Origin of the sequence: Gephyromycinifex aptenodytis (assembly GCF_012277275.1) — a bacterium.
GTDB classification, from domain to species: domain Bacteria; phylum Actinomycetota; class Actinomycetes; order Actinomycetales; family Dermatophilaceae; genus Gephyromycinifex; species Gephyromycinifex aptenodytis.
The window spans coordinates 1,206,177-1,224,249 of sequence record NZ_CP051155.1; the positions used below are offsets into that span (position 1 = coordinate 1,206,177).

At 65.9% G+C, this 18,073-nt stretch carries 17 protein-coding genes; 6 read left to right on the forward strand and 11 right to left on the reverse strand.

The features are described from left to right. Window positions 1-8 precede the first annotated feature (8 nt). Complete coding sequence (locus tag G9V96_RS05075; protein WP_168582069.1) at window positions 9-275, forward strand: siderophore-interacting protein; 267 nt, start codon at window positions 9-11, stop codon at window positions 273-275. 65 nt (window positions 276-340) lie between these two features. Here G9V96_RS05075 and G9V96_RS05080 read toward each other — a convergent pair whose 3' ends face one another. The 4 genes from G9V96_RS05080 to G9V96_RS05095 all read right to left on the reverse strand — a co-directional run bounded on the left by G9V96_RS05080 (window position 341) and on the right by G9V96_RS05095 (window position 4,271). Further along, complete coding sequence (locus tag G9V96_RS05080; protein WP_168582070.1) at window positions 341-994, reverse strand: TenA family protein; 654 nt, start codon at window positions 992-994, stop codon at window positions 341-343. Between the two features lie 3 nt (window positions 995-997). Further along, the gene (fumC, locus tag G9V96_RS05085) at window positions 998-2,413 is read right to left on the reverse strand and encodes a class II fumarate hydratase (RefSeq protein WP_168582071.1); all 1,416 of its coding nucleotides are present in this window, start codon (window positions 2,411-2,413) and stop codon (window positions 998-1,000) included. A 242-nt stretch (window positions 2,414-2,655) separates the two neighbouring features. Beyond that, a complete protein-coding gene (gene ychF, locus G9V96_RS05090; protein ID WP_168582072.1) occupies window positions 2,656-3,735 on the reverse strand; it encodes a redox-regulated ATPase YchF in 1,080 nt (359 codons plus the stop codon). A gap of 38 nt (window positions 3,736-3,773) precedes the next feature. Next, window positions 3,774-4,271, reverse strand: coding sequence for a hypothetical protein (locus G9V96_RS05095; RefSeq protein ID WP_168582073.1), 498 nt, complete (start codon window positions 4,269-4,271; stop codon window positions 3,774-3,776). 158 nt (window positions 4,272-4,429) lie between these two features. Between G9V96_RS05095 and G9V96_RS05100 the strand changes: the two genes are divergently transcribed. Further along, a complete protein-coding gene (locus G9V96_RS05100) occupies window positions 4,430-5,641 on the forward strand; it encodes a DNA recombination protein RmuC (RefSeq protein ID WP_168582074.1) in 1,212 nt (403 codons plus the stop codon). Between the two features lie 41 nt (window positions 5,642-5,682). Here the strand turns inward: G9V96_RS05100 and G9V96_RS05105 are convergent, their stop codons facing one another. Continuing rightward, on the reverse strand, window positions 5,683-6,687 hold the full coding sequence (locus G9V96_RS05105) for a 4-hydroxy-3-methylbut-2-enyl diphosphate reductase (protein ID WP_168582075.1): 1,005 nt from the start codon (window positions 6,685-6,687) through the stop codon (window positions 5,683-5,685). Between the two features lie 159 nt (window positions 6,688-6,846). On the opposite strand from G9V96_RS05105, the gene xseA reads away from it, so the two are divergent. Next, a complete protein-coding gene (gene xseA, locus G9V96_RS05110; protein ID WP_168582076.1) occupies window positions 6,847-8,112 on the forward strand; it encodes an exodeoxyribonuclease VII large subunit in 1,266 nt (421 codons plus the stop codon). Continuing rightward, window positions 8,109-8,420 carry an exodeoxyribonuclease VII small subunit gene (locus tag G9V96_RS05115; protein ID WP_168582077.1) on the forward strand — a complete coding sequence of 104 codons (312 nt, stop codon included), beginning with the start codon at window positions 8,109-8,111 and terminating at the stop codon, window positions 8,418-8,420. The genes xseA and G9V96_RS05115 overlap by 4 nt, the downstream gene beginning before the upstream one ends. Window positions 8,421-8,583: 163 nt before the next feature. On the opposite strand, the gene G9V96_RS05120 is transcribed toward G9V96_RS05115, so the two are convergent. The 5 genes from G9V96_RS05120 to G9V96_RS05140 all read right to left on the reverse strand — a co-directional run bounded on the left by G9V96_RS05120 (window position 8,584) and on the right by G9V96_RS05140 (window position 13,767). Beyond that, the gene (locus G9V96_RS05120; protein WP_168582078.1) at window positions 8,584-9,117 is read right to left on the reverse strand and encodes a DUF4245 domain-containing protein; all 534 of its coding nucleotides are present in this window, start codon (window positions 9,115-9,117) and stop codon (window positions 8,584-8,586) included. Window positions 9,118-9,340: 223 nt separating this feature from the next. Beyond that, window positions 9,341-10,606, reverse strand: coding sequence for an ABC transporter ATP-binding protein (locus tag G9V96_RS05125; protein WP_168582079.1), 1,266 nt, complete (start codon window positions 10,604-10,606; stop codon window positions 9,341-9,343). 39 nt (window positions 10,607-10,645) lie between these two features. Beyond that, window positions 10,646-11,476 (reverse strand): carbohydrate ABC transporter permease, encoded by an 831-nt coding sequence (locus G9V96_RS05130; RefSeq protein ID WP_404861437.1) that lies wholly within the window; start codon window positions 11,474-11,476, stop codon window positions 10,646-10,648. 42 nt (window positions 11,477-11,518) lie between these two features. Beyond that, window positions 11,519-12,466, reverse strand: coding sequence for a carbohydrate ABC transporter permease (locus G9V96_RS05135; RefSeq protein WP_168582081.1), 948 nt, complete (start codon window positions 12,464-12,466; stop codon window positions 11,519-11,521). Continuing rightward, the gene (locus G9V96_RS05140; RefSeq protein WP_226913486.1) at window positions 12,463-13,767 is read right to left on the reverse strand and encodes an extracellular solute-binding protein; all 1,305 of its coding nucleotides are present in this window, start codon (window positions 13,765-13,767) and stop codon (window positions 12,463-12,465) included. The genes G9V96_RS05135 and G9V96_RS05140 overlap by 4 nt, the downstream gene beginning before the upstream one ends. Window positions 13,768-14,103: 336 nt before the next feature. On the opposite strand from G9V96_RS05140, the gene G9V96_RS05145 reads away from it, so the two are divergent. Both G9V96_RS05145 and G9V96_RS05150 read left to right on the forward strand, forming a co-directional pair. Then, complete coding sequence (locus tag G9V96_RS05145) at window positions 14,104-15,846, forward strand: fumarate hydratase (RefSeq protein ID WP_168582082.1); 1,743 nt, start codon at window positions 14,104-14,106, stop codon at window positions 15,844-15,846. Further along, window positions 15,839-16,486, forward strand: a complete 648-nt coding sequence (locus G9V96_RS05150; protein ID WP_168582083.1) for a carbonic anhydrase — start codon at window positions 15,839-15,841, stop codon at window positions 16,484-16,486. The genes G9V96_RS05145 and G9V96_RS05150 overlap by 8 nt, the downstream gene beginning before the upstream one ends. A 76-nt stretch (window positions 16,487-16,562) precedes the next feature. Here G9V96_RS05150 and glmM read toward each other — a convergent pair whose 3' ends face one another. Continuing rightward, entirely contained in the window at window positions 16,563-17,909 is a 1,347-nt protein-coding gene (gene glmM / locus G9V96_RS05155; protein ID WP_168582084.1) for a phosphoglucosamine mutase, read from the reverse strand. Window positions 17,910-18,073 lie beyond the last annotated feature (164 nt).

Here is an 18,073-nt window from a genome sequence, read left to right on the forward strand (position 1 = left end):
TCCCTAGGATGCGAGCCCTTCGCCGTCGCGAGGAGCCAACTGGTTACGACCACGACGAGACCGGCAGTCCGGGATCCCCCGCTGACGTCGACGTCACCTGGTGGTCCTGCATCGGGCAGGGCGCACTGACAGGCGAACTCGTCGGCCGCCGCGCGCCACACCTGAAGACCGTCGGCCCCGGCGCCATCGTGTGGGTGGTCGCCGAGGCCGAGTCCGCCTCCACGTTGCGTGCCTACCTGCGCACCGAGGCAGGGTGCGATCCGGGGCCTGCTTGACGCAGCGACCTACTGGCGTCGAGGCCGCGCCGCGAGCTGGCTCCGCTGCGGACGTCAGGTAGGGCTCAGACGTCGTAGGCCGCGTCGAAGAAGTCCCGCTCACACTGCACGGCGCGGGTGAAGAGGTCCTCGACGCGAGCACGCTCTGCCTGCTCCGCCGGCTCGTGGGCATCGAGCTGACCACGCAGCCAGCCCACCCACGACTCGAACGCCTCACCGCGGTGCAGGTCGATCCAACCGACGTGCTCGGGCCGGGTGGCGGCGAGCTCCGTGGCCTCGGGCCGCGTCGCCCAATCGAGGTAGAGCCACTCAGCTACGACGAGCACAGCCAGCGCACCTGCGTACGAGCGTGACGTCACCGCCTCCCGCATGACCGCCTCAAAGGCGCGCGTCGCGGCTGTCAACTCTGGTGCGACGCGGTCGGATTCGGGGACATCCAGCGCGTCGAAGGAGTCCACGAAGTACGTGTTCTCGTCGGCGGCGAAGAAGCCCAACTGGCGCGCCAAGGGCAGCCGCGCGGCCAGGTCGGGCGCCGAGGCGCAGGCCTGCCCGAGCAACGCCGTGAACGCGTCGCAGAATTGATAGTCCTGCACGAGGTAGTGGCGCAGCACGTCGTCAGCCACAGTGCCGGCGAGCAGTTCGTCGACGAAGCGGTGTCCGACCGCTGCGTCCCACTCGGCGGTGCAGCTCTCGCGGAGTCGTGCGGAAAAGGTCGTCATGGCTCAGCCCTCCACTGTGCGGGGGTGGGTCATGTCGAACGGAATGACCCAGGCGTCGAATTCGTCCTCGGTGACATGCCCCAGTTCGAGGGCGGCTGCCTTGAGGGTCGTGCCGTCCTTGTGCGCCTTCTTGGCGATCTGCGCGGCCTTGTCGTACCCGATGTGCGGGTTGAGGGCGGTGACCTGCATGAGGTTGCTGGCCAGCTCGGCGGCGATGCGTTCGCGGTCGGGCTCGATGCCGACGGCGCAGTGGTCGGTGAACGCGGCGCAGGAGTCGCCAAGCAGGCGAATGCTTTCCAGCACAGCATGCGCCATGACCGGTTTGTACACATTGAGCTGGAAGTTGCCCTGGCTGCCGGCAAATCCGACGGTGGCGTCGTTGCCGAACACGCGGGTGGCGACCATCGTCATGGCCTCGCACTGGGTGGGGTTGACCTTGCCCGGCATGATGCTGCTGCCCGGCTCGTTCTCGGGGATACGGATCTCGCCGATGCCGTTGCGGGGGCCGGAGGCGAGCCAGCGGACGTCGTTCGCGATCTTCATCAGTGCCATGGCGAGGCCGCGTAGCGATGAGCTCAGCATCACCAGCGCGTCGTGCGCCGACAGGGAGGCGAACAGGTTGTCGGCCTGCCGGAAGGGGTGTCCGGTCTGCTCGGCGATCTTGGCGGCGGCGAGCTGCCCGAACTGCGGGTGTGCGTTGAGCCCGGTGCCCACGGCAGTACCACCGATGGCGAGGTCGAGTACGCCGGTCTCCGCGTGCCGCACGCTGCCCAGGGCGAAGTCGAGTTGGGCGACCCAGCCGCCGATCTCCTGGCCGAGAGTGATGGGCGTGGCGTCCTGCAGGTGCGTGCGGCCGACCTTGACCACGTCGGCGAACTCGCTCGACTTGTCGGCGAGCACGTCGCGCAGGCGCGTGACCTGGTCGTACAGGTACTCATGCAGGTCGAGGACGACGGCGATATGCATGGCCGTCGGGAAGGTGTCGTTGCTGCTCTGTCCGCGGTTGACATGGTCGTTGGGGTGGACCGGGGACTTGCTGCCCATCTGCCCGCCCGCGATCTCGATGGCGCGGTTGGAGATGACCTCGTTGGAGTTCATGTTGGACTGCGTGCCGCTACCGGTCTGGAACACGACCAGCGGGAACTGCTCGTCGAGGTCGCCGGCGACGACCTCACGCGCGGCCTGCTCCAGCGCATCGAGGGCGGTCTCGTCGAGGGCGGAGAGCTCCCCCAGTTCGCGGTTGGCGCGGGCCGCACCGAGCTTGAGGTGCCCCAGCGCACGAATCATCGAATGTCCCCACACGAACGTGTCACGCCCGATGGGAAAGTTCTCAATGCTGCGCTGGGTCTGCGCGCCCCAATAGTGGTCGGCAGGCACCTCCACGGTGCCCATGCTGTCGGTCTCGTTGCGAGTATCCATGCCCCCACCCTAGGAACAAGGCTGGCGCACGAACAGCCCGGCCGCCAGCGCTCAACAAGTTCATGTCGCGAGCCTCTCCGGCGCGGTACGCACGGACTCGCAACTGCGGTCGCGGTCCCCGTGGCGCAGCGTGAACCTGGTCGATAACGCGGGGCTGGCCTCGGGCTCGTCGTGGTCGAACCCTGCGGCACGTCGCCGTTCGCAGGAAGATCGTATCCGCGGCCTGCTGCTCCCTGCCGACGCTAGACGTTAAACCGGAACTCGACGACGTCGCCGTCGGTCATGACGTATTCCTTGCCCTCCATACGGACCTTGCCTGCGGCTTTGGCCTCGGCCATAGATCCGGCGGCGATGAGGTCTTCGTAGGAGACGATTTCGGCCTTGATGAAGCCGCGCTGGAAGTCGGTGTGGATGACGCCTGCGGCTTGAGGGGCGGTCCAGCCCTGTCGGATCGTCCAGGCCCGAGCCTCCTTGGGGCCGGCGGTCAAGTAGGTCTGCAACCCCAGGGTGCGGAACCCGGTGTGGGCCAGCTTGTGCAGGCCCGGCTCGTCCACCCCCACCGACTCCAGCAGTTCCTGCGCCTCTTCGGGCTCCAACTCCGCCAGGTCCATCTCCAGCTTGGCGTTGAGGAAGACCGCCTCTACCGGCGCGACCAAGGCCGCGAGCGCCTTCTTCGCCTCCTCGTCGACGAGCTGATCCTCATCGACGTTGAACACGTACAAGAACGGCTTGGTCGTCATCAGCCCGAGCTCACGCAGCAACGACAGGTCGACATCGCCCTGGCGCGCGAACAGGGTGTCCCCGGCCTCCAGGTACTTCTGCGCCTGCACCGCCGCCTCGTAGACAGCCTTGTCGACTTTCTTACCCTTGACCTCTTTCTCCAGCCGCGGCACGGCCTTCTCCAGAGTCTGCAGGTCGGCCAGGATCAGTTCGGTGTTGATCGTCTCGATGTCTGAACGCGGGTCGACCTTGCCGTCCACGTGGGTGACGTCGTCGTCCTCGAAGGCCCGGATGACCTGGCAGATCGCGTCCGCTTCACGAATGTTGGCCAAGAACTTGTTGCCCAGACCCTCCCCCTCGGAGGCGCCACGCACGATGCCGGCGATGTCGACGAAGGAGACGGTGGCCGGGATGATCTTCTCGCTGCCGAACACTTTCGCCAGCTCGTTCAGCCGGGGATCAGGCAGCGGCACCACACCCACATTCGGCTCGATCGTCGCGAACGGATAGTTCGCGGCGAGCACGTTGTTCTTCGTCAGCGCGTTGAACATGCTCGACTTGCCGACGTTGGGGAGACCGACGATTCCAATAGTGAGTGCCACGGGGTCAGGAGTTTAGCGCCCGCGCGCCCCGGGTGAGTTCAGCGTCCGCGCCTAGGCGACTTAGCTTCCTCGGCGCCGCCCATCCTGAGCAGCCAGAACCACGCCCCCAGCGCCACCAGTACTAGGACCCCTACCGGCACCGGCGCCCGCCCAACCAGGTGCGTCGCCCGGCCTGCACCCATCCCGTACAGCCACACTTCATGCACGAGAACCCCCGCCACGCCGGTCGTGGCCACTGTCGCCACCGCAGCGGCCAGCCACCCGCTAGCCCTCAGCCGGGCCCCCGGCCGGATCGCCACCAACAGCCCCCATACCGCGCACGTCCCCAACGCCAGGCACCCCAGCAGGGGACCGGCGGTTGCCCGCCCGGCAGCCAGGGCGAACGCGAACGGGTCGCGGGAAAGACCGATATAGCTCTCCACGATCATCGCTTGCACCAGCGCAGCCATCCCTGCGGTGAGCAACAGCAGGATCGATGCTGCGGCAGCCACCACTCGCACCGGCCACGTCAATAGCGGCCCCTGTCGATCAGTCATCGGCTCTCCCCCTCATCCAGGGCAGGATACGGATCGCAAGGGTGTCCTTGTACCTGCATACCCAAGCCAGCCCGGGCGGGGTCTGCCGCCGTGAGCGCGGGCGATGCGCAGAACGTGCGCGGCGAAGGGCTGTCGGTGGCTGCTGGCACAGTGAACTCATGGACACCGCGCTGCTGCTCGCTCTTTTAGTGGGGCTCGTCCTTGGGGTCGGACTGGGTCTGCTCATCGCCCGATCGTTTCTGCTCGCCGGCCACCGCGACCATCTCGTGGCTGCCCGAACCGAGAACGAGTTGCTGCGCGAACGGATTGAGGCGCTGCAAGCCGCCGACACCGCGGCGCTGGACGCCAATACGGCGCTGGCCCCGCTGCGGGAGACCCTGGTGCGGGTAGAGCGTCAGGTAGGGCTACTGGAGCGGGACCGGCTGGAGCAGTTCGGCGAGATCGGCGAACGGTTGGCCGAAGTGACCTCCTCCACCTCAGCTCTGCGGGCATCGACGGCGAGCCTGGTCGGCTCGTTGAACGCCTCAACCGTGCGCGGCACCTGGGGCGAGACCCAGCTGCGCCGCGTTCTGGAGCACGCCGGCATGCTCGCGCGCTGCGACTTCGACGAACAAGTCAGCGCCGTCACCGCCCACGACGCCCGCATCCGCCCTGATGTCCTGGTGCGCCTGCCCGAGGGCAAAGTGCTCGTCATCGACGCCAAAGCCCCGATGAGCGCCTTCATGGCCGCGCACCGAGACGGTCTGGACGACAAAGAACGCCAAGCGGCCCTCGCCGCACACGGCAAGGTGATGCGTGGGCACGTCGATGCCCTCGCGGCCAAGTCCTACTGGACGGCCTTCGCCACCACACCCGAGATGGTCGTGTGCTTCGTGCCCAGCGACTCGATCTTGGCGGCTGCTCTGGCCGCAGACCCGAGCCTGTTCGATCACGCACAGGCGCAGCGAGTCGTCCTCGCCTCCCCCTCCACCCTGCTGGCGCTACTGCGCACGGTCGCCTTCACCTGGCAGCAGCACAGCCTGTCCGACAACGCCCGGGAACTGCTTGCCCTCGGCAGCGAGCTACACGCCCGACTGGGCAGCCTCGGTTCGCACGTCGCCCGATTGGGGTCCTCGCTGAGGCGCAGCGTCGAGGCCTACAACGCCACCGTTGGCGCGATGGAGTCGCGGGTCTTGGTCACCGCACGGAAGATGGCCGAACTCGACCTGGCGGAGCCGCTGCCGCCCCTGCAGCCGTTGGAAAGCACGCCGCGTCCGTTGACCGCAGTGGAGTTGCTCGAGGCCGTCGAGGACGGCGCGCAGCGACGTGACCGTGAATATGAACAGCGCGACGCCGCCCCCGAGGTCCGCTCAGAGGAGCAGAGCGCGTGAGGCGCCCGCGCCTTCGTCAATGATTGATCTGCCCGAGCGGGTTAATGCAGATGGGTGGAGGCGTCGTGTCGCAGCTTCGCCGAGTCGCCCTTACCTCGTCGCTTGAGTTCGCGACGGATCTCGTTCGGCAGCGCGAACAACAGACTTTCTTCGGCTGCCACGACCGGCTCGACATCCTCGTACCCGTGCCGGGCCAGGTAGTCCAGCACGTCGCGAACCAGAAGCTCGGGCACCGAAGCACCACTGGTGACACCGACCGTAGAGACACCCGACAGCCACGAGTCGTCGATCTCATCGGCGTAATCGACCAGGTACCCAGCGGCGCAACCGTATTCGAGGGCAACTTCGACCAGGCGCACCGAGTTGGAGGAGTTCTGGGAACCGACGACGATCATCAAGTCGCACTGCGCGGCCATCTGGCGCACCGCGAGCTGACGGTTCTGGGTGGCGTAACAGATGTCGTCGCTAGGCGGATCCTGAATCGCGGGGAAGCGATTGCGCAGCCTCCGCACGGTCTCCATGGTCTCGTCCACTGACAGCGTCGTTTGAGACAGCCATACGACCTTCTCCGGGTCCCGCACCTGCACGTTGTCGACGTCGTCCGGGCCGTTGACGATCGTGATGTGCTCTGGCGCCTCCCCGGAAGTGCCCACCACTTCCTCGTGCCCTTCGTGCCCGATGAGCAGGATGTCGAAGTCGGCGTTGGCGAAGCGCACCGCCTCACGGTGCACTTTGGTGACCAGCGGGCAGGTGGCGTCGATAGAGGTGAGGTTGAGCTGTTTGGCTTCCTCATGCACCACCGGGGCCACCCCGTGAGCAGAGAACACGACAGTCGCCCCTTCGGGCACCTCGTCGGTCTCTTCCACGAAAATGGCGCCACGCCGCTCCAAGGTGGCGACGACATGCTTGTTGTGCACGATTTGTTTGCGCACGTAGATCGGCGGCCCGTAGAGCTCCAGGGCCTTTTCCACCGTCACCACGGCACGATCCACGCCCGCGCAGTACCCGCGCGGCGCGGCCAGCAAGACCTTCTTGGCTCCAGTCACACGCCCATCCTACGAACCAAGGCTGAGTACAGTCCGGGCGCGTTGATTCGGCCCGACCATGCGCGCCGCTGTGGCCCCTGTGATCGCGCCCGATATCCGTCCTGCCTGGCGGGTCGGCGCTACCGGGTATCGCCGCTGGCCTGCGGCATACTTGCGCCGGTGAGCCCGTCACTGCCGGAGAAGGCCGCCGACACCACCGCGGAATCCCCGTGGCCGCTTCGCCTGCTCTCGATGAAAATCTCCGATTACGTCGACCGGATGTCCCCGGTATGGGTCGAGGGGCAGGTCGTGCAGGTCAACCGGCGACCCGGGGCCCGGTCATTCTTCCTCACCCTGCGCGACGCCGACGTCGACATGTCACTCACTGTGACCATGCCGGTACCGGTTCTAGACCGGTTGCCGGTCCCGTTGCAGGACGGCGCTCGGGTCGTCGTGCACGCCAAACCGAGCTTCTGGCCCAAACGCGGAACGTTGCAGCTCGAAGGACGCGATCTGCGGCCCGTGGGCGAAGGCGAGCTGCTGGCGCGCCTAGAGCACCTCAAGCAGCTCCTGCGAAGCGAAGGCCTGTTCGATCCGGCGCGCAAGCGCCCGCTGCCGTTCCTACCCAACACGATCGGCCTGGTCTGTGGGCGCGGTAGCGCCGCCATGCGTGACGTCGTGGAGAACTCGCGACGGCGCTGGCCAGGAGTCCGGTTCGAGGTCCGTGAAGTGCCCGTGCAAGGTAATGACGCGGTCGCCGCAGTCAGCGCGGCGGTGGTCGAGCTCGATAAGGACCCGCAGGTCGATGTCATCGTCGTCACCCGCGGTGGTGGCTCCTTCGAGGATTTGCTCCCGTTCAGCAACGAAGCCCTCATCCGTGCGGTAGCCGCCATCCGCACACCGCTGGTCAGTGCGATCGGGCACGAGGTCGACACTCCCCTGCTCGACTTCGTCGCTGACCTGCGCGCTTCCACCCCCACTGACGCTGCTAAACGCATCGTGCCCGACATGGCCGCTGAGCGAGAGCGCCTAGAACAGGCACGCGAACGAGCGCGCCGCGCCCTTGCGTCCAGACTCGCCACCGAGCACCGCCAGGTGCAGGTGCTGCGCAGCCGACCGGTGCTGGCTGACCCCCGCGCCACGCTCACCCCCCACCGGCTGCACATCGACGCCGCCCGTGAACGCGCCCGCTCGGTGCTTCGCACCCGCCTGATGCGGGCCAATGCCGACATCCAACGCAGCGCTGCATCGCTAAGGGCGCTCTCGCCGCAGTCCACGCTGGAGCGCGGGTACGCGATCGTGCTGCATCGAGACGGGCGAGTGGTCATGGACCGCACCGAGGTCGAAGCGAACGAGCTGTTGCGGGTGCGGGTGGCCCGCGGCGACTTCGGTGTGCGCCCCGTCAGCAAACCAGCACGTTCCCGACGAAAGGACGCCGACGCATGAGCGACGAGCAATCCAAGGCCCCCGCAGACGGAGAAAGCTCCAGCGAGAACACAGCCAAGGCCAGAGCCTCCAAAGCGGACGTGCCTGCCGCGCCCGGCCGATTCCCCGACATCGCGGCGCTGAGTTACGAGGCCGCCCGCGATGAACTCGTCGACGTCGTCTCCGCGCTTGAACGCGGCCAAGCCGACCTGGAGCAGAGCGTCAACCTGTGGGAACGCGGCGAGGCCCTCGCCGCACACTGCACTGGGCTGCTGGACCGCGCCACCGCGCGCCTCGACGCGGCCGCCCACCACGCCGACCAGGAGTAGCCGGCCGCGGGTCACCAATACTCACCGGGAAGTCGCTGATCTCCCTGGTCTTGAGCCGCCAGGGCAAGCCCCCTGGTGTGCTCGGGTGCAGGGAAAGCGCGAAGTCGGTGCGCCGCAGCTACGGCCGCACGCCACTGAGCAACAAGGAGCCGTCCGGCGACCCTCAGGGTTTGTATGGGCGTAAGGAGCCCGCGAACTCGGTGAGGCGTTCCTGCGGGCCCAACCCCTCCACGACAGTGAGCAACCCGCCTTCTTCTGACACCAGGGACCGGCGGACCGGCTCGCCGCCGGTTTCGTGTCGGGTCCACGTCCGCCCCCCGATGTCGACGGTCCCCATTTCGCGGCCATCCCGGGTCGCCTCCGCCAGCCAACTGTCTTTGGCGCGCGGGTCGGCATCGCTGGCGGTCTGACGCAGGCCCACGAAGACGGAGTCGTCGCCCGTTACGTGATAGCCCGCGTACCAGGTCATCAAGCCCTCAGCCGAGCGGGCATACCGGGCGCTGGTAGCCGTCCATGGGGCCTGGAGTTGGGGCACCGATACTTTTAACCCGGCTTCCCGATTCACCTGTCGGGCAACCGACATGACATCGACCTCGCGCTGCTCCAAGTGGCTGGCTCGTGGGCTGAGCGCGAGCCACAACCAGACGAACCCCAACATGACGAGCATCGAGATCACCAGGCTGCGCCACGTGCCCATCGTGTGACGCTTGCGAGGCACTCCTGCCGGCGCCGCCGCGGGAGCAGGGCCTACCGGGCCGGTTTGGCTGGCAGATTCCGTAGGGCGCGTCTCCGCGGGGGGCGTGGGAGCGTCGGCGTCCTGGGGCGGCACGGAACTCATGACGCCATTGTCGCTGATCCGCCGTTACTTGCGCACACGCTGATGCCCCGGGCAGCCGCAGCTACCCGGGGCATCAGTGGTCTCAGACGCTGGCTTCGGCCTCCTGGTGGTCGCGGTCGTGTGCGCGCTGCAGGGCCCGCTTGCGGTCTTCCTCGCTCTCGCGAGCGATCTGCGCAGCACGTTCCTCGTTGCGCGTCAGGCAAGCGCCCGTTTCGGGGTCGAAGACGTGCATGAGGGCCGGGTCGAAGTACAGTTCCGCTTCTTCGCCCTCCCGGATCCGTGAGCGTCCGTCGAGGTTGACGACCATGACCGTACGCGAACCCTCACCGTCCAGCTCGCGGTCGAGCTCGTCCAGCTTGTGCTGGACCGCATCATCGGCGTGGTAGGGGATGTAGGCGTACTGCTCGTTGCCCAGCCACTCTGTCTGGTCCACAGGTGCGTGGAAGGAGACCGCGCCTTGTGCCTGAGCATCGCCGAGGCTGGCGTCCTTGAGGTACTCGGGGCGGATACCGACGATGACGAGCTCTTTACCCCGCACCTTCTCGGCAAGATCACCCGAGACCGGGACGTCGACGAACGGCAGCGAGAGCGTGTCGTTCTGCACTCGAGCCGGCAGGAAGTTCATCGGCGGGGTGCCGATGAATCCCGCGACGAAGAGGTTGAGCGGCTGTTCGTACAGTTCGCGCGGGCTGGCGCACTGCTGGATGACGCCCTTCTTCAGCACGGTCACCCGGTCTCCGAGGGTCATCGCCTCGGTCTGGTCGTGGGTGACGTAGACGGTCGTGATGCCCATCCGGCGCTGCATTCGGGCGATTTCGGTGCGCATCTGACCGCGCAACTTGGCATCCAGGTTGGACAGCGGCTCGTCGAAGAGGAAGGCGTCGGCCTCGCGCACGATGGCCCGCCCCATTGCCACCCGTTGACGTTGACCACCGGAGAGGTTGCCGGGCTTGCGCTCCAGGTTCTCGTCGAGCTCAAGCATGGCCGAGGCCTTGCGCACCTTGGCCTGGATCTCCTCCTCGGAGTGCTTACCCTTCTGCAGTCGCAACGGGAACGCGATGTTCTCGAAGACCGTCAGGTGCGGGTACAAGGCGTAGTTCTGGAAAACCATGGCCAGGTTGCGGTCCCGCGGCGCGAGGTCGTTGACGCGACGATCGCCGATGAGCAGCTCTCCGGAGGTGATGTCCTCCAGGCCGACGATCATCCGCAGTAGCGTCGACTTTCCGCAACCCGAGGGGCCGACGAAGATCATGAATTCGCCGTCCGCGATGTCCAGCGAAACATCGTTCACCGCGGGAAACCCGTCACCGTACTTCTTGACGAGATTTGTGAGTTTGATCTGGGACATGTGAGTGGTGACTCCTTGTCAAAAGCTCGAGGCCAGGGCTCAGCCCTTGACCGCGCCCGAGGTGAGGCCGGACACGATGCGCTGCTGGAAGAGCAGCACGAGGATGACGACCGGGATCGTCACGATGACGGCTGCAGCCGAGATCGCCCCGAAGGGCTGCTCGAACTGCGAGGCGCCGGTGAAGAAGGCGAGCGCCGCCGGAACGGTCCGCGCCTTGTCCGAGGTCAGCGAGATCGCGAAGACGAAGTCGTTCCACGCGGTGAAGAACGTGATGATCGCCGTGGTGAACACGCCCGGGCTGGCCAGCGGCACGATGACCTTGCGGAAGGCCTGCCAACTCGTCGCGCCGTCGACCTGCGCTGCCTGCTCCATCTCCCACGGGATCTGCTGGAAGAAAGCGGACAGGGTCCAGATCGCCAGCGGCAGGGTCAGGGACAGGTAGGGAATGATCAAACCGATGCGGGTGTCGAACAGACCGATCTTGCTCCACACGTTGAACAGCGGCGTGACCAATGAGATCACCGGGAAGAACGACACCGCCAGGGCGGTGACCAGGATGATCTTCTTACCCGGGAAGTCCAGCCGCGCAATTGCGTACGCGCAGAACATCGCCAGCACCACGGCGATGACCGTGGCGAGCAGGCACACGACCAGGGAGTTGATCAGCGCTGGTACGAACAGTTCGCTGGCACCGCCGGTGAGGATGAGTTCGTAGTTCTTGAACGTCATCTCGCTCGGCTTCGGGAAGAAGTTCCCGAATACGTTCAGCGACGGATCCAGCTGCGCCTCGGTGCTCTTCACCGACAACGAGAAGATCCACAGCAGCGGGATGATCGTGAACAGGATGATGAACAGGGATGCGATCCCCATGAAGGTCCGGCCGTTGTCGGCAGAATTCTTGGCCATGGCGAATCAGTTCCTTCCGCCGGTGAGGTCGACCTTGAAACCACGGACGAAGATCGCCGCGATGAGCAGGACCGAGAGGAACAGCAGAACCGAGATCGCCGAACCCATGCCGATCTCCACCCGGTTGATCGTCTGGTCGTAGGCCAGCAGCGAGAACGTCGTCGTGTTCTGGGCGCCCTGGGTCATGATGAACACGTTGTCGAAGATGCGGAACGCATCCAAGGTGCGGAAGAGAACCGCGACCATGATGGCGGCCTTCATGTTCGGCAGGACGACCTTGAACATGCGCTGCCAGAAAGTCGCGCCGTCGACCTTGGCGGCTTCCTCCATCGCTCCGTCGATCTGGGCCAGACCGGAGAGCAGGAGCAACGACATGAAAGGCGTCGTCTTCCAGATCTCCGACATACAGATGACCAGCATCGAGCTCCACCAGTGACCGAACCAGTTGAAGTTCACATCCCAGGCACCGAAGGTCAGCGCTTCCAGCCAGTGGTTGAGGAACCCGGTCGAGATCTGCACGCCGTAGAACCACGCGAACGCCGAGACCACAGTGATGATCGAATACGGGACCAAGACGACGGTGCGCAGTGTCTTACGCGGCCAGATGACCTTGTTCATGAGCATGGCAAGCGCCATGCCGATGACGAGTTCGACGACCACCGTCACGACGGTGATGAACAGGGTGTTGCCGACCGCCAACCAGAACAACGGGTCGGTGACGATCGTGACGTAGTTGCCCAGGAACACGAACTTGCGCGAAGCAGGGTCGGTCAACCGGAAGCTGAACAGGGAGTTCCAGATCGCCTGGAAGATCGGGTACGCCGTGACGAGGAGCATCACGACGAACGCCGGGCCAGCCAGCTTCCAACCCAGCGCCCGTTCGCCCTTGGCGCGGTCGGTCAGGCCTGGCTTAGGTTGCCGAGTCGTGCTCGGCGCGGTGGCGACAGTGCTCACAGCAGGGCCTCCCCCTTCAGGACTTCAAGAATGAAGTTGGCGGCCTCGGCGGGAGTGCCTTCGTTCACCTGGTCCGGCGGGCTGAACTTCTTGAACAACGCGGTCGACAGGTCGCCGTAGTACTGCGTCGCAGGACGAGGCCCACCCGCATCGAGGGATTCGCGGATGAGCGATGCCATCGGGAACTCCTTCTTGATCTCCGGGTCGTCGTAGACCGCCTTGCGGGCCGCAGGGTTACCCGTGCCCAACATGTAGGTCTTCTGGTTCTCCTGGCTGGTGATGCAGGCGATGGCATCCCAGGCCGCCGCCTGGTTGGCGCTCGCCGCGTTCACGCCGAGCTCGATCCCACCCAAGGGGGGCGCAGACTCCTTGCCCTGAACTGCCTGCGGATAGCGCGCGAAGCCGATGTCCTTCACGTCGACGCCCTTCTCGGGTAGCGCCGCCCAGGTGTAGGGCCAGTTGACGAGAAACGCGCCGCCACCTGCGAACAGGTCCAGCGAGGCGGTCTCATCGGAGGAACCCATCGCAGGACCGCCGATCCCGCTGCGAGCGATCTCGCCGATGATGGCGGCAGCCTTCTTACTCTCTGCCGAGTCCAGACCGAGCTGGAGCTCGTCGGCGCCCGCACCCTCATTGGCGATGATGTGTCCACCCGCCGACTCCACGAGTGCGTTGATCCACACCGTGTAACCCTCATACGGTTTGGCCTGGACACCGATGCTCGAATCGAGCTTTTTGGCGGCTTCGATGAGTTGATCCCAGGTGACCGGCTTGCTCATGTCCAGGCCGGCTTCCGCAGCTGCCGACTTGCGGTACCACAGCAGCTGGGTATTGGCCCACATCGGCGCCGCGAACATCTTGTCCTTCCACATCGCCGATTCGACGATGGGTTTGACCGCGTCTTCCTTGAGCGCCTCCTGTTTGTCGGCCGGCACCTCGGCCAGGAATCCTGCTTCGGCATATTCGGCCACGTTGACGGGGTCGATCGACATGATGTCGACGCCCTTGTCGGAGGCGGCGAGGCGACGCAGCAGTTGCTGACGCTGATCGCTGGCACTGTTGGGCAGCACCTGGGTGGAGATGGTGTAGGCACCCTTGGCCTGATCGGTGCAGACCTTCGCCAGGTGGGTCTGCCCCTTCTTGTTCGGGTCGTTACCGCCCGAGTCAGGGTTGATGTACCACGTCAGGGCCTTAGCAGACCCCGAGGTGTCATCGCCTCCGCAGGCTGCGAGCGCACCGGCAGCCGTTATGCAGATCGCCGCTATCCCGGCGATCGACCTCTTGGTCCTTCGTTGTGGCACCACGACTCCTTCGTCTCACTCGACCGATGGGCACGCACCATCGAGCGCGAACTCGTTAACAACGGCCAACTTGTTGTCTAACACTTCTTTAACCCCGGCGGGTGCCTAGACACTCGCCAATAGTCGAGTGCCGACAAGTCATACCAATCGGCGCCGCTGAGGTCGGCGCCGGCATGACTGCCGCACCCGGCAGCCAATGTGGACACCCCGCCGCCCGCTGTGACCTCAACGAACTAGGCTTGGGCCATCGCATCGCGCATCGATCGAGTGCGCAGTCGGCGCAGCGCGCCCGGCTTCAGGCACACGGTCCGTGACACTGACAAAGGAGCCGTACCGATGGCCGAGTTCGCATACGAGGACCTGCTCCCCCTGGGCGATGACCCGACGCCCTACCGCCTCCTCACCTGCGAAGGCGTGCAGGTCCTCGACGGCCCGGACGGGGTGCCTTTCCTCAAGGTTTCGCCCGAGGCGTTGCGACTGTTGTCGGAGACGGCGATGCACGACATTGCGCACTACCTGCGACCCGGGCACTTGTCGCAGCTGCGCACGATCCTGCAAGACCCTGAAGCCAGCGACAACGACAAGTTCGTCGCCCTGGATCTGCTGAAGAACGCGAACATCTCTGCCGGTGGCGTGCTGCCCATGTGTCAGGACACCGGGACGGCGATCGTCATGGGTAAGCGGGGCCAGCGGGTTCTGACCGAGGGCACCGATGAGAAGCCGCTGTCCGAGGGCATCTACGACGCCTACACGACCCTCAACCTCAGGTATAGCCAGAACGCTCCGGTGACCATGTTCGAGGAGAAGAACACCGGCTCCAACCTTCCGGCTCAGATCGAGCTGTACGCCGATACCCTTCCCGGCCACGAGAACACCTACAAGTTCCTGTTCATGGCCAAGGGTGGCGGCAGCGCCAACAAGTCCTACCTGTTCCAGGAGACCAAAGCGATCCTGAACGAGAAGACGTTGCCGGAGTTCCTGCGCGAGAAGATCGCCTCCCTGGGCACCGCGGCCTGCCCGCCGTACCACCTAGCCATCGTCATCGGCGGCACCTCGGCCGAATTCGCACTCAAGACGGCCAAGTACGCCTCGGCGAAGTATCTCGATGAGCTCCCCACCTCAGGTGACCCGGCCACCGGCCACGGATTCCGCGACCTGGAGTGGGAAGAGCGGGTCCTGCAGATCACCCGTGAGCTCGGGATCGGCGCCCAGTTCGGCGGCAAGTACTTCTGCCACGACGTGCGCGTAGTTCGCCTCCCCCGCCACGGCGCCTCGCTCCCGGTAGCTATTGCCGTCTCCTGCTCGGCAGACCGTCAGTGCAAGGGCAAGATCACCCCCGAAGGGGTCTTCATCGAGCAGCTCGAGTTCGACCCGGGCCAGTACCTACCCGAGGTCACCGAGAGCGACCTCGGCGAAGACGCACCCGTCGAAGAGGTCGTGAACATCGACCTGTCGCGTCCCATGGAGCAGATCCGGGCCGAGCTGAGCCGGCATCCGATCAAGACCCGGGTTTCGCTGACCGGCACCCTTGTTGTGGCACGCGACATCGCGCACGCCAAGATCAGGGAACGTCTGGATGCAGGTGAAGAGATGCCCCAATACATGAAGGACCACCCGGTCTATTACGCCGGACCGGCCAAGACCCCCGACGGCATGGCTTCGGGGTCGTTCGGTCCGACGACGGCCGGCCGCATGGACTCCTATGTAGACGCTTTCCAGGCCGCTGGCGGCTCCATGGTCATGTTGGCCAAGGGAAACCGCAGCCAGCAGGTCACCGACGCCTGCGCCAAGCACGGCGGTTTCTACCTCGGCTCCATCGGCGGCCCGGCAGCACGGCTGGCCCAGGACTGCATCAAGCACGTCGAGGTCCTGGAGTACCCCGAACTCGGGATGGAAGCCGTGTGGAAGATCGAGGTCGTCGACTTCCCCGCCTTCATCGTCGTGGACGACAAGGGGAACGACTTTTTCGCTACTGTCGGTCCCAAAGCCGTTCAAAGCACCATCCCCACCCGCCCCGGGCTGGACGACGCCCAGCAGGACGTGGACGCCGGCCCGGTGCAAGGAGCTCCCCATGAGTGAGACCGCACTCCCCTCAACACCGGCGCAGGCCTGGGCTGCCCTGCGTGCGGGCAACGAGCGATTCGTCGCCGACAGCCCCATGCACCCCAACCAAGGCGCCGCCCGCCGGCACGAACTGGCGGGAGGTCAGGCGCCGTTCGCCGCCTTCTTCGGCTGCGGTGACTCGCGGGTCGCCGCTGAGGTGATCTTCGATCAGGGCTTAGGGGACCTGTTCGTGGTGCGCACCGCGGGCCATGTCGTAGCAGAGGGCGTCATGGGATCCCTGGAGTTCGCGACCGAGATCCTGGGTGTGCCGCTTATCGTCGTCCTCGGCCACGACTCCTGCGGGGCGGTCAAGGCCGCCATTCAGCACTACCTGGACGCCTCGATGCCCAAGGGTTACATCCGCGACATCGTCGAGCGGGTCACACCCAGCGTCATCGCTGCGCATCGGGCTGGGGCGACCGGCACCGATGAGGTGGAGGCCGAGCACGTGCGCCAAACCATCCACCTGATCCACGAACGCTCGCAAATGATCCATCGAGCCGTCGACGAAGGGCGTTGCGCCATCGTGGGCCTGACCTACGCCCTGGCCGATGGCCGCGCCTCGGTGGTCGAAGCGATCGGCGACATCGGCGAACCGCTGGCTGCCTCTGCCTGAGCACTCAAAGAGGGAGGCCGTGGCGTCTAGCCACGGCCTCCCTCTGCTGTGCGCCTAGCTCACCGACGCGTCACGCTCACAACGCGAGACGGTCCCGAACCACGTCGGCCAGGCGCTCAGCGCACTGCGTGGCCCGCTCCAAGGTGTTGGCCTCGACCATCACCCGCACCAAAGGTTCGGTGCCCGATTTGCGCAGCAGAACCCGACCCTCTGCGCCCAATTCGGCTTCCACCTGAGCCACCGCAGCCTGCAGACCTTCGTCCTGAGCGACACGGTCCTTGTCCACGTTCTTGACGTTGATCAGGACCTGCGGCAGTTCCGTCATGGCCGACGCCAGTTCGGAGAGGGTGGTCGCGGTCTGGGCCACACGTGCGGCCAACATCAGGCCGGTCAACGTGCCGTCGCCGGTGGTGCCGTGGTCACTGAGGATGACGTGGCCCGACTGCTCGCCACCGATGGCGTAGCCACCGCGCTTCATCTCCTCCAGGACGTAGCGGTCGCCTACGGCGGTTTGCACATAAGAGATGCCTTCGCGCTCCAGCGCCTGCAGCATCCCCAGGTTGCTCATGACCGTCACGACTACGGTGTTCCCGACGAGCGCATGGCGCTCACGCATCGCCAAGGTCAGGATGGTCATGATCTTGTCACCGTCGACGATCAGCCCGCTGGCGTCGACCGCCAGGCAGCGGTCTGCGTCGCCGTCAACGGCAATACCCAGGTCGGCGCCCTCTTCAACGACCGCCGCCTGGATCTTGTCCAGGTGGGTCGACCCGTAGCCTTCGTTGATGTTGAGCCCATCGGGCTCGCCACCGATCTGGGTCACCCGGGCACCAGCCCGGCGGAAAGCTTCTGGCGCAACCTCACTGGCCGCACCGTGAGCGGTGTCCAGGACCACGTGCAGACCATCCAGGCGGTTGGGCAGGGCCTCGACGAGATGGTTCAGGTACCGCTCCGCCCCGTCGGTGAGACGCCGAACCCGTCCGACCGCCTCACCCACCGGCCGCTCCCACGGGGTGCCGAGACGCTTTTCGATGTCGTCTTCCAGCGCATCGCCAAGCTTGTGACCGCCGCGTGCGAAGAACTTGATGCCGTTGTCGGGCATCGCGTTGTGGGAGGCCGAGAGCATCGCGCCCAGATCTACCCCGTAGTCGGAGACGAGGAAGGCGATCGCGGGGGTAGGTAGGACCCCCGCGTCGTAGACGTCGACGCCAGCCGAAGCCAGCCCCGCGATGGTCGCGCAGGAGAGAAACTCACCCGAGGCGCGCGGGTCCCGCCCGACGATGGCGCGAGGCCGGTGACCAGCGAACTCCCCCTCAGAGCGAAGGGTGTGCGCGGCTGCGACGGACAAGTCCATCGTGAGTTCTGCGGTGAGGTCCCGGTTGGCGAGACCGCGGACACCGTCCGTGCCGAAGAGTCGACCCATGCGAGTTGCCTTTCGTGAAGTTTTACCCGCCGGGACGACGACGGCCTCCGCTTCTGTTGAAGACGGAGGCCATCGCACCGGTCGTCGACCGGCTTGCTGCGCGTAGGTGCGTCCACACCACCGACGGGTTTCCGGTGCGGAACGCGACAGCCCACCGAGCCGCA